This is a genomic window from Ferruginibacter lapsinanis (assembly GCF_020783315.1).
In the GTDB taxonomy this organism is placed as follows: Bacteria; Bacteroidota; Bacteroidia; order Chitinophagales; family Chitinophagaceae; genus Ferruginibacter; species Ferruginibacter lapsinanis.
The window spans coordinates 2,288,978-2,301,175 of record NZ_CP086063.1 but is presented as its reverse complement, the minus strand read 5'-3'; the positions used below and the strand labels follow the sequence as shown (position 1 = coordinate 2,301,175).

Below are 12,198 nucleotides of genomic sequence, written 5' to 3'. Positions count from 1 at the left end.
TGAAAGACACTTGCAGTACAAATATACTTATTTTATTCAAATGCCCTACGGCTCTTTACTTCCTCATTTACATACGCAATAAAATCGGGAACAGATAGTACGCCTATATCGCCTTTACCCTGCCTGCGAAGAGCTACCTTATTCTCATTCATCTCTTTTTCGCCAATTACCAACATTAACGGATATTTGGCCAATTCTGTATCACGTATCTTTTTACCTATCTTTTCATTTCTATCGTCGATTTCAGCCCTGATATCCGCCGCTTTTAATTCTTTCAGTAATTCTTCACAATGTGGCAGGAATTTATCGCTGATAGGTAAAATTTTAGCCTGAACCGGTGCTAACCACAACGGAAACTTACCTGCACAGTGCTCGATCAATACAGCAATAAACCTTTCCATACTACCAAATGGAGCCCTGTGGATCATTACTGGTGTATGTTTGGCATTATCCTCGCCTATATAAGTTAATTCGAAACGAACCGGTAGGTTATAATCAACCTGAATGGTGCCTAGTTGCCATTTACGTCCGATGGCATCTCTTACCATAAAGTCAAGTTTAGGACCATAGAATGCGGCCTCTCCGTATTCTACAACCGTATTCAATCCTTTTTCAGCAGCCGCTTCAATGATCGCTTGTTCTGCAAGCTCCCAATTTTCATCGCTACCAATGTATTTACTTCTATCTTCTTTACTGCGTAAAGAAATTTGTGCTGTAAAATTGGTAAAACTTAGAGAATCCAACACATACAACACCATATCGATCACTTTTTTAAACTCATCTTTTACCTGATTGGGCATACAGAAAAGATGGGCATCGTCCTGGGTAAAACCTCTTACCCTTGTAAGACCATGCAATTCTCCATGTTGCTCATATCTGTACACAGTACCAAACTCCGCCAAACGCAAAGGCAAATCTTTATAGCTACGTGGCGATGTTTTATAAATTTCGCAGTGATGCGGACAGTTCATTGGTTTTAAAAAGAATTCCTCGCCTTCCTGTGGTGTTCTGATCGGCTGAAAACTATCCGCACCATATTTTTCATAGTGGCCACTGGTCACATACAAATTTTTATGGCCGATATGTGGTGTAATTACCGGCAGGTAACCACTTTCTGTTTGTGCTTTTTGTAAGAACTGTTGCAGTCTTTCACGAAGCATAGCACCTTTAGGTAACCACATCGGTAAACCCATCCCTACTTTTTCAGAAAAAGTAAATAACTCTAATTCTTTACCAAGTTTACGGTGATCTCTTTTTTTAGCCTCTTCCAACAACACTAAATATTCATCCAGTTCTTTTGTTGTAGGAAATGTCACCCCATAAATACGGGTAAGCATTTTATTTTTCTCATCGCCTTTCCAGTAAGCTCCGGCAATATTTGTCAACTTAATTCCTTTAATAAATCCAGTATTAGGAATATGTGGACCGCGACAGAGATCCGTAAACTGTCCTTGTGTGTACAAAGTGATGCTACCGTCTGCCAGGCCACTCAACAGATCTAATTTGTATTCATCCCCTTTATCGGAAAATAATTTAATTGCATCTGCTTTTGCAATTTCCTGACGTAAAAAAGGATTATTTTGTTTTGCTAATTCAGCCATTTTCACTTCAAGTCTACGCAGATCATCTTCAGTTATGCTATTGTCTCCTAAATCAACATCATAGTAAAACCCTGTTTCTAACGGTGGCCCTACCCAAAATTTCACTCCTTTAAAAGTGCTCTCTATAGCTTCAGCCATTAAATGCGCCGATGAATGCCAGAAAGTAGATTTGCCATCCAGGTCGTTCCAGGTAAGCAATTGTAAAGAAGCATCTTCAGTTATAGGACGAGATGCATCCCACACCTGCCCATTAATTTTTGCTGCCAACACCTTTCTGGCCAGTCCTTCGCTGATAGATTTAGCTACATCCATTGCAGATGTACCATTTTCGTATTCCCTGATAGCGCCATCAGGTAATGTAATTTTAATCATGTTTTGTAGATTCCCACTGTTTTTAAGAACTGCAAATTTAACGAAGTATTGGCTATGGAAAAATATATCTGAAATATCTTTGTAATAGTATATTTAAGTCAAAATTTTATAGATAATATGAGCAGATTTTTACCCTTTTTACTGATGTTATTTATTGCTACAAGTAGTTTCGGGCAAAATATCAATGGCCAATGGAGAGGTTTTTTCGATGATAATGGCAACATCAGCCTGTACAACGAGCAAAGCACCGAATATGTTTTAGAGTTGAATATATCTGGAGAACATATCAGTGGATATTCTTACACTTATTTCCAGGGACGCAAATATTTTGTTATCTGCAGTTTATCGGGCAGTTACGATCCTTCCACCAAAAGTATAAAAGTTACTGAAACAGCTCGTATCAAAGGCAATACCCCTCCTATGCAAGACTGTTTGCAAACACATATACTTTCTTACAAAAAAGTAAATGGAAAGGAAGAACTGGTTGGTAGTTGGAAACCTGCTCCCGGATATGATTGCGGTGTTGGCTCTACTACACTTTCCAGAAAAAAAGTTGCTACAATCGTTGCTGCTAATACTAAAAAACCTCAAAGCTCTTCTTTGTTTTCTCAGCCTAAACCGGTCGATCAAAATAAAAAAAATAACCCCAGCGCTAAACCGGAAATACCTCCTGTTGCAAAAAATAATGTTAAGCCTAAAATAACCCCTCCGGTTACTGCTCCGTCAATAGAAAAAAGCAATACGGAGATAAAAGAATCTCCTAAAAGCAATGGTTCAGCCAGCAAAGCTAAAGAAGTACCTGAAATTGCATTAACTGAAGATTTTGAAAAGCGAGACAATAACATTTTAAAAACGATAGAAATTGATAACGAAACTTTTAAAATAGAATTATATGACAATGGAGAAGTAGACGGAGATAGTGTTTCATTATTTTACAATGGCAAATTAATTCTTTTACATAAAAAGCTAAGTACAAAACCTATATCACTCAACTTATCTATAGATGACGACACCAAAATAAATGAGTTGATCATGTATGCGGATAACCTGGGAGAAATTCCGCCAAATACAGCACTAATGATCGTTACAGATGGAGACAACCGTTATGAAGTACGTATTACATCCGATCTGCAAAAAAGCGGCACTATCCGTTTTATACGAAAACCGAAATAATATTATTTGATCTCGGGTAAATTATTTTTCCAACCAGATAACCGGTACATTGTAAAATAATGGGCCGGTTTTTTGTTTCGTATTATTTCAATTACAGACACTGTATCTACATTGCTGTAATAATTTTTGTATGTTTCTTTCACATCATAACTATCAGTTGAGGGTACTACACAAAATGCATTGGTCATATCAACCCGATCTTTTCTCTTACTATTCAGCCAGGTATATTGATGAGTTTCATTGATCTCTCCCAATCCTATCATCTCAATGTCATTCGGCAAACAGAAATAATATTCCTGATGAGCTCCCCACCATTTGTTACAAACGAATGGTGTGCTTTTTGCCAGATGCCCCTTTTCAATTTCATTTTTATATACAGCAGCTATCTTTTTACCTGCTGTTGCCCATCCATAATTATCAATTGACAGATCTCCTTTTCCGAAATGCTCTTTTGTTCCTTTTGTGAAATTTCCCGGATAAAAATTCACAATAACCACTATAGCAGTTAAAACAAAAATAAAAAACCCGATACTCCATTTACTCAAAGCGGAATACGCTTTTTTCTCATTTGTTTTATTTGCTAATCTAACTGCAGCCGCAGGAATCAAAGCAACATAAGCTACTCCGCTCCAATGTGGTAATGTTTGCCGAAACAACGCAATAAAAAGAATTGTCGCCAAAAGAGAAACTCCAATGAAATTATAAATATTTACAGCGGTTTTTAGCGGAAGCTCTTCTTTTCGCCAGGTAAATAATGCAATTAAAATTAGTCCCACATTTATCGGATTATTAATAATAATCTCCCCAATTATTTCTCCGATAAAACCCATCCAATTAATGCCCGACTTTTCTATCACCACTCTCTCACTATGAAATTTATACGTAACAAAATCATACGTTATATTCCAGAAAAGTATAGGACTAATAATGGCTACAGCAATTATTGCAGCCACATATAACTGATAATAACTAAGCCATGCTCTTTTACAAATAAGAATAAATAAACCAAGTCCAACCCACAGATAGATTCCATGGATCTTACTCATTACACATAGCCCAGATGCAATGCCAAAGATTACCCAATTAAATATTTTTTTTTCATCCTTACAGATCCTCGCCAACATCCAAAGACTCAGTGTGTAAAAAACCATTTGTGGCGCATCAGGCATTATCAATAAGCCGGCTGTTATACTTGCATAAAGAGATGCATTATACAAACAGGCTGCAAACCAACCTGCTCTCTTTGAGTGAACCGTTTCAAGTGTTTTATAGATGAACCAGGTAGCAACACCTCCACTGACAATACTCGCCAGCCTGATAAAAACTTCATATTGTTGTAATAACAAATTTGCAGTAAAGAACCTGATCCATAATGCCACCATCGGCGGATGATCAAAATAATTAACCTGTAGCTGTTGCGAATAGAGCCAATAGTAAGATTCATCTGTACCTAACTCTATACTAGCTGCCGCTATAAGTTTAAATAAAGAAAGAAAGAGTATCAGTATCGCAACTCTTTTGGGATAGTAAAAACTGTCTGACTCAGCGTTATTGATCATTCAAAAAAATATTACGCTAAAGATAATGATTAAAAATATTCAGGCCGTTCTTTTAAAATTTGAAGTTCCAGGTAACCGCAGGAATAACAGGAAAGAGACTCACTTGTTTTCCCTGTACTTTTAAAGTGCCGTCATAAGGACTGCCCGTTTGATCAAAATAAATAAAATAAGGATTTTGCCTACTGTATACATTGTAAATACTAAATACCCATTCCGTTTTGAACTTTCTTTTTTCATTCTTCTTAGGAGAATTGATGGCAGCAAAATCTAACCTATGATAAGATGGCAATCTGTATTCATTGATACGACTATACTCTTGTGTAAGAATACCGTTTACAATGTAAAATCTTTGAGGTAGTGTTGCTGCATTGCCTGTACCATACACAAACGTGCCTGAAAATTTCCAACGTTTGTTCAATTCAAATAATGCTACAACGCTCAAATCATTTCTTCTGTCATATTTAGCAGGATATTTTTCTCCGAAATTTAAAGCAGCAAATTTCCTCCATGTCCAGCTCAATGAATAACCAACCCAGCCGGTAAACCTGCCTTTTGTTTTATTGACAAATAATTCTGCTCCATAGCTCCACCCTTTACCAAAAGTGAAGGATTGTTCTGTATCTTCCAGCGTATTGGGTGTATACCCTTCTTTATACTCAATCTGATTTTGCATTCGCTTATAATAAAACTCAAGCGACGTTTCGTAGGTGTTATCTTTAAAATTTTTGAATAAGCCCGCTGCATATAACCAGCTAACCTGTGGCTTTACAATGTAAGTGCTGGGCACCCACAGATCGGTTGGTAAAGTTGTTCCTGAATTACTAACTAAATGAATGTACTGCAAATTCCTGGTAACAGATCCTTTGATGGAAGTTTCGTCATTTATTGCATACCGTAAGGTTATCCTGGGCTCCAATCCTCCGTAAGTTTTTATCGGTTGTCCAGCCTTGTATACAGTACTATCTAACCGATTGCCATTGTCATCGGTAGTATAGATCTTATGCTCACCGATCTGCTGAAACCAACTGTACCGAATACCTGTATGTATATTTATTTTATCATTTATCTCCCAATCATCCTGTAAATAAACTGCTGCCTCATGAGCAAATTTTATTTGTGCATTTTGAGGATTAAACACCACAGAATCCTGCTTACCGCTTACAACAGAAGGTGTAAACCGATGGTAGGTATATATACCTCCAAATTTCACTTTATGCCCTGTAAATGGATACAGATCAAAGTCCTGCTTTAAACTCATATCCCTAATACCTGAAGCCAATTTCACATCAAAACTATTTTGTGAAGCCTTAAAAGCAAAATTATAGCTATTGTATACGGCTGTAGTATTTCCAAATAGTCGTTTATTAAATACATGATTCCAGCGCATGGTACCTGTTGCATTTCCCCAGGGAATATTCACGTTCAAACTTTGCTTACCATTAACAAAATCAAATACATCTCTACCAAAGTACCCACTTAAATACAATCTGTCTTTTTCGCTAAACCTGTAATTTATTTTAGCATTTAGGTCATAGAAATAATAACCAGAGCCATAGAATGCACTTGTTTTTTTGATTGCGGGCTTTATTAATGCATCTATATATGTTCTTCTAGCAGAAACAATGAATGAAGCCTTATTCTTTTTAATCGGCCCCTGTATAGAAATACGAGACGCTATCAATCCTATACCACCATCGATCTGAAACTTTTTATCGTTGCCTTCTTTCATTGAAATATCCAGCACACTGGATAAACGGCCCCCATATTGCGCCGGCATCCCTCCTTTTATCAGAGAAACATTTTTTATAGCATCAGAATTAAAAATTGAAAAGAATCCAAATAGATGACCGGTATTGTATACAGGTGCATCATCCAGCAATATCAGATTTTGATCCGGACCACCTCCACGTACATAAATCCCGGCGCTTCCTTCTCCGGCATTACGAACACCCGGCAACAACTGAATGGTCTTCAGTAAATCAACTTCTCCCATAAAAGCCGGCACCGCTTTTATTTGTTCAATGGGCAGATTAAACTTACCCATCTGAGCACTTTTAACGTTGGCATCTCTTTTTTTAGTGGACACTATAACCTCCGTTAATGCCTCCCTGGTAAGCATATCAAAGTTTTGCTGCTTGTCGCCATCTAATTTTATAGCAATCACTTTAGGTTGAAAACCGGCATACGTGCATACCAGGTTATAATCTCCCGACAATAGTGTGATGGAATAGAAACCATATTGATTGGTTGTAATACCTTTTGTTTTACCACTCACAGTAATAGATGCTCCGATCAATGTTTCGCCATTTTGTGCATCTTTTACATACCCGCTGATGGTATATTTATTTTGTGAGAACACTCCGCTTGTTGAAAGCATACAGACCAAATACAATACAACTATTTTTCTCATGATTTAAAACTCAATTATAGGATTCCTAAATGCTTCTAATGCTTTTAACTTTTCATTGATCGATTGCTCTTGTAATGCCTGTTGTTCTTTATTTTGTCCGTGAAAAGTAATATCGTCGTATTCTTTTTGCATAGCGTTACAAAGTTTAGTCTGATTAGAATACAACTCAATGAACTCATTTGTTTTAGGACCTATCTTTTTTTCAGTTACAATTTTTCGCATTTCCCTTGCACACAGTTCTGTAATCTTAAAATGGTATTGTTCATGTATCAAAAGATCTGGTCTTTCATAAGCCCGCCACGACTGATCCTTATTGAACCAGGCCGCTACCATCGTTTTATTTTTATCTATGATCCTATAAGCCAGAAACGAAACTGTTACGGCTCCCCATCGGGTATCTTCTGCTACCGGCCCCCTGAAATCGCTCCAGGCCAACGGCCTTTCTTCACTCCACATAATGATGCCTGTGTCCTCAACAATAGGATTGGTGACTTTACAACTTACTGACACAAGCAATAAGCCGAAAAGCAAAAAACAGGCAGATTGTTTCATTATTAAGATTTAGCAATAACTTATTGAGCCTTGATGCTATCCTCAATTTCACCGCAATGCAACATAGAGCTTTTAAACTCAGGATGATTTTTCCCCAGATATGGATTTACAATTTCTTTGGTATTACTGATCCAGTTAGCTCCTTTATCTTCACCAAAAGCCATTGGGCAATTTTGCCAATATAGTGTCTTCCCTTCGTAATGAATGGTTTTTAATAACGGATAAATATTTTCACCTACCATTCTGAAGTCTTGACGCATTTCTGTAATATCTTTTTGTTGCAACAAACTTTGTGCATTAGCAACGATATCTTTCATTTGCATTGAGCCGGCTTCAAAAACAGTAGCCGTATCAGTTTTCAATTCATCCAGCTTAACATTATCTGCTAATGCAATTAAATTTTTACAGGCGGCTTTTGCTTTTGCAGTATCTCCATTAACAAAGGCATCATGCATTTCAAAATACGCAGTAAGCATTGTATCTACGCTCTTATTAAAACCATCACTGTGCCTGCTCACTTTCAGTGGCTCCTGCTTTGGTCCTTTGTTTTTATCATTATCTCTGAATTTAAACCAATAAACAGCAAATGCTACTAGTAATACTAACAGTATCAATAATATCTTCTTCATATATATAATTTTATACAAAGCTACATTATAACAGCTAATTGATTAAATAGTTTAGTGTTGTATTGATATATGCATTCAAAACTGATGGCTTTTCACTCCCCTGTTTTCTCACTTTAGCTTTTCCAAAGCCATTTACTGTGCTTTTCACGCCAAATTGGTAGTACATTTGCACAAAATTGCAATAAGACATTATGCTTTTAGGATTACAAAATGTAACATTTGAGTTTGGAGCCCGTACAATTGTGGAAGATGCTACCTGGCATATACAACCCAATGAAAGAATCGCTTTAATAGGATATAATGGCACCGGAAAATCTACTTTACTAAAGGTATTAACCCGTCAATACTTACCTAGCAAAGGCTCTGTTGAACAAGGCAGAGAGACAACCATCGGTTTTTTACATCAGGATCTATTGAGTTTTGATACCGAAGATTCTATTTTAGAAGTGGCCATGGGCGCTTTTGAAAGAGTTAAACAATTAGAAAAAGAAATTGAGGCCATTGGTTTAGAACTCGAAAAAACAGGGGATGAAACCCTGGCCATCGAATATTCTGAAAAATTACATGAACTGGATGTTTTAGGGGGTTACAATATTCATCATAAAACAGAAGAGATCTTGCAAGGTCTTGGTTTTAGCAATGAAAGTTTGAGCAAACCTTATAAACTATTTAGCGGAGGCTGGCGTATGAGGGTGTTACTGGCTAAAATGATCCTGATGGCACCGGATGTATTGTTACTGGATGAACCTACGAATCACCTTGATCTTCCGAGTATTGAATGGTTGGAAAAATATTTATTACATTACCAGGGTGCGGTAGTTATGGTTAGCCATGACCGTTATTTCCTCGACAGAATGGTGAATAAAGTGGTGGAACTGTATCAACAAAAATTACATTTTTATACAGGCAACTATTCTTATTACGAAACAGAAAAAGCGTTACGGGTAGAAATACAACAGAAAGCATACGAAAATCAGCAGGATTATATAAGACAGAACGAACGTTTTGTTGAACGATTTAAAGCTAAGGCAAGTAAAGCTGCAGCAGCTCAAAGTATTGTAAAGCGTTTGGAGAAACTGGACAGAATAGAAAACGTAGAGATCGAACGTCCGAATATGCGTATCAATTTCTCTATTGATAAACAGCCCGGCAGAGTATTATGTACATTAAAAGGTGTAAGCAAAAGTTTTGGCGATCTTAAAATAATGGAAAATACCGGCGCTGAAATTGATCGTGGAGACAAGATCGCATTGATCGGCGCCAATGGAAAAGGTAAATCTACCTTACTGAGAGTGATTGTAGGCAGTGAAGAAATTACCGGAGAAAGGATCTGGGGACATAATGTTGAAGAATCTTTTTACGCACAGCATCAGCTGGAAGCACTAAATATTGAGAACTCCGTTTTGGATGAAATGAGAGAAAGTCGTAGTGGCAAAACTGACCTGGAATTAAGAAGTTTGTTAGGTTGTTTCTTATTTAGTGGTGATGATGTAGATAAAAAAATTAAAGTATTGAGTGGTGGAGAAAAAGCAAGGGTTGCTTTAGCAAAAACAATTGTAAGTAAGGCAAACTTTTTAATGCTGGATGAACCTACGAATCATCTCGACATACATTCTGTTGATCTGTTGATAGGCGCCTTGAATAACTATGAAGGTAGTTTGGTATTTGTGAGTCATGATAGACATTTTGTAAGTAAGATCGCTAATAAAATATGGGAAATAGAAGACCATAAGATAGTAGAATTTAAAGGTACTTATGCGGAGTGGGAAATATGGAAAGAAAAAAGAGAAGCAGCAAAGAAAGCAAATGCAGCACAGGCAACTGATAATAAGCAACAAGCGACAAGCAATAAGCAACAGGCTACAGACAATAAGCAAGTAAAAGCTGCGGAACCGGCACCTCAAAACACCAATACTTCAATTGATAAAGAATTAAAAAAAGAGTATCAAAAAAATAAAAATCGTTTTCAACAGATAGAAGAGAAATTAGCACAACTCAATAAACGTAAATTAGAGTTGGAAACTTTGATGGCTTCGCCTGATAGTTATGCTAACAAAGAAAAGTTTCAACAAACCGAAAACGAATACAAAACTATTTCTGCAGAACTGAATACATTAAACAAAGAATACGAAACTGTATTCGAAAAGGTAATGGAACTCGAAGAGAAGATCGGATAGTATTCATATACACACGATTGCATAATTAATTGATGCTGCATACTACAACAGTCTCCCCAATTTTTTGTAATTTGCTGATACCACAATTCAGTACATGAGAAATATCTGGAAGAAGATAATAATACAGACCATCCTGGATGAAAAAGATCCGGAACGGCAGTCGGATGAATATTCTTCATTTGAATTGGCGAAAGGATTCCGTGAACTTAAGATCAATATCCGCCGTTGGGTAAAGGATATTGTATTAATTGCCGTAGGTATTACTTCCGCAGCATTTGGACTGGAAGGTTTCCTGATACCTAATAGTTTTATTGATGGAGGTGTTACAGGTATTTCACTACTGGTAAATGCGGTAAGCGGCTACCCTATCTATATATTCATTCTTTTATTGAACATCCCGTTTGTATATACAGGCTACAAAATAATCAGTAAACAATTTGCCATTAAAACTGCTATCGCCATAACGGGTTTAGCGGTAGCAGTTGCTACCATTCATTTTGGTGAGGTAACGCATGATAAATTATTGGCTTCTGTGTTTGGCGGCTTTTTCTTAGGGGCCGGTATCGGACTTTCTATAAGAGGCGGTGCGGTAATTGACGGCACAGAAGTAATGGCCATTTTTTTGAGCAGAAAACTGGGTACTACAATTGGTGATATTATTATCATTATCAATATCATGATCTTTTCATTTGCTGCTTATTTCCTAAATATTGAGGCTGCATTGTATTCTTTGCTTACTTACCTGGCTGCTTCTAAAACACTTGACTTTGTAATTGAAGGTATTGAAGAGTACACAGGAGTTACCATTATTTCATCACACAATGAAGAAATAAGACAAATGATCATTAATGACCTTGGCAGAGGGGTAACTGTGTATAAAGGAAGACGCGGTTATGGCAAGAGCGGTGAAACGAATGAAACAGATATTGTATATACAGTTATCACCCGTTTGGAATTAAATAAATTAAATAACGAGATCACAAAGATAGACCCCTACGCCTTTGTAGTGATGAGCAGCGTGAAAGATACCAAGGGGGGGATGATAAAGAAGAGAAGCTTGCAGCATTAATCAATATTTTTTAGATTCTTTACTTCCCTACAAGTATTTTTCTCTATATTTGCACCCTCAAAACGGTCTGGTAGCTCAGCTGGATAGAGCATCAGCCTTCTAAGCTGAGGGTCATTGGTTCGAATCCAATCCAGATCACCAAAGAGATTTATAAACCCCGATTCTTTCGGGGTTTATAATTTACACCAATCAACAGTTTCTGCGTAATTTCTAACTGCTGCTCAGGCACTTCATTACAAACTACACTAAGATAAAGGACTCTTCTTTTTTGTCAATATCGCCAAAACTCCTCTTCCTTTAGTCAACTTTTTGACAGCACTGTAAACAATTCCCTGGTGTACCTATCTCCCACACCTGATATATATATAATCAGTTTATACAGAACACTTTGTAGATGTTTGGAAGAAATAATAAAAATATTTCTAAATCAACGAAATGTTATTAACATATTGATATACATACACTTATGTAATAAAAACAGAATTTTATCTACACTTTGTAGTATAATTTCTATACTATTTTATATTAATATATAATATTTTATTTCAGCAGTACGTTATTAAGGGCCATAAGTATTAATTCGTATTCAACTATATATTAATTACTTACGAAACAAACCATCCAATATCTTAAACATAATGAGAAACAAACTACTC

General features: G+C 36.6%; 8 protein-coding genes and 1 tRNA gene. 4 read left to right on the top strand and 5 right to left on the bottom strand.

Going from position 1 to position 12,198, the window contains the following annotated elements; all coding sequences use genetic code 11:
• Positions 1-32: 32 nt before the first annotated feature.
• The gene (gene thrS / locus LK994_RS09805; protein ID WP_229759903.1) at positions 33-1,973 is read right to left on the bottom strand and encodes a threonine--tRNA ligase; all 1,941 of its coding nucleotides are present in this window, start codon (positions 1,971-1,973) and stop codon (positions 33-35) included.
• A gap of 117 nt (positions 1,974-2,090) precedes the next feature.
• Here thrS and LK994_RS09800 point away from each other — a divergent pair, with 117 nt between their 5' ends.
• Positions 2,091-3,146 carry a hypothetical protein gene (locus LK994_RS09800; RefSeq protein ID WP_229759902.1) on the top strand — a complete coding sequence of 352 codons (1,056 nt, stop codon included), beginning with the start codon at positions 2,091-2,093 and terminating at the stop codon, positions 3,144-3,146.
• A 2-nt stretch (positions 3,147-3,148) separates the two neighbouring features.
• Here LK994_RS09800 and LK994_RS09795 read toward each other — a convergent pair whose 3' ends face one another.
• From LK994_RS09795 to LK994_RS09780, 4 genes are read right to left on the bottom strand one after another with little or no spacing between them, the layout of a single operon-like run.
• Complete coding sequence (locus LK994_RS09795; RefSeq protein WP_229759901.1) at positions 3,149-4,705, bottom strand: ArnT family glycosyltransferase; 1,557 nt, start codon at positions 4,703-4,705, stop codon at positions 3,149-3,151.
• 52 nt (positions 4,706-4,757) lie between these two features.
• Positions 4,758-7,115 (bottom strand): TonB-dependent receptor, encoded by a 2,358-nt coding sequence (locus LK994_RS09790; protein WP_229759900.1) that lies wholly within the window; start codon positions 7,113-7,115, stop codon positions 4,758-4,760.
• 3 nt (positions 7,116-7,118) lie between these two features.
• Positions 7,119-7,667: a hypothetical protein gene (locus tag LK994_RS09785; protein WP_229759899.1), complete on the bottom strand. Its 549-nt coding sequence runs from the start codon at positions 7,665-7,667 to the stop codon at positions 7,119-7,121.
• A 20-nt stretch (positions 7,668-7,687) separates the two neighbouring features.
• On the bottom strand, positions 7,688-8,296 hold the full coding sequence (locus LK994_RS09780) for a DUF3347 domain-containing protein (RefSeq protein WP_229759898.1): 609 nt from the start codon (positions 8,294-8,296) through the stop codon (positions 7,688-7,690).
• 191 nt (positions 8,297-8,487) lie between these two features.
• Here LK994_RS09780 and abc-f point away from each other — a divergent pair, with 191 nt between their 5' ends.
• The 3 genes from abc-f (at position 8,488) to LK994_RS09765 (ending at position 11,683) form a co-directional block, all read left to right on the top strand.
• Positions 8,488-10,473 (top strand): ribosomal protection-like ABC-F family protein, encoded by a 1,986-nt coding sequence (gene abc-f / locus LK994_RS09775; RefSeq protein ID WP_229759897.1) that lies wholly within the window; start codon positions 8,488-8,490, stop codon positions 10,471-10,473.
• 94 nt (positions 10,474-10,567) lie between these two features.
• Positions 10,568-11,542, top strand: coding sequence for a YitT family protein (locus tag LK994_RS09770; RefSeq protein WP_229759896.1), 975 nt, complete (start codon positions 10,568-10,570; stop codon positions 11,540-11,542).
• 64 nt (positions 11,543-11,606) lie between these two features.
• Positions 11,607-11,683 (top strand) — tRNA-Arg (locus LK994_RS09765).
• Positions 11,684-12,198 lie beyond the last annotated feature (515 nt).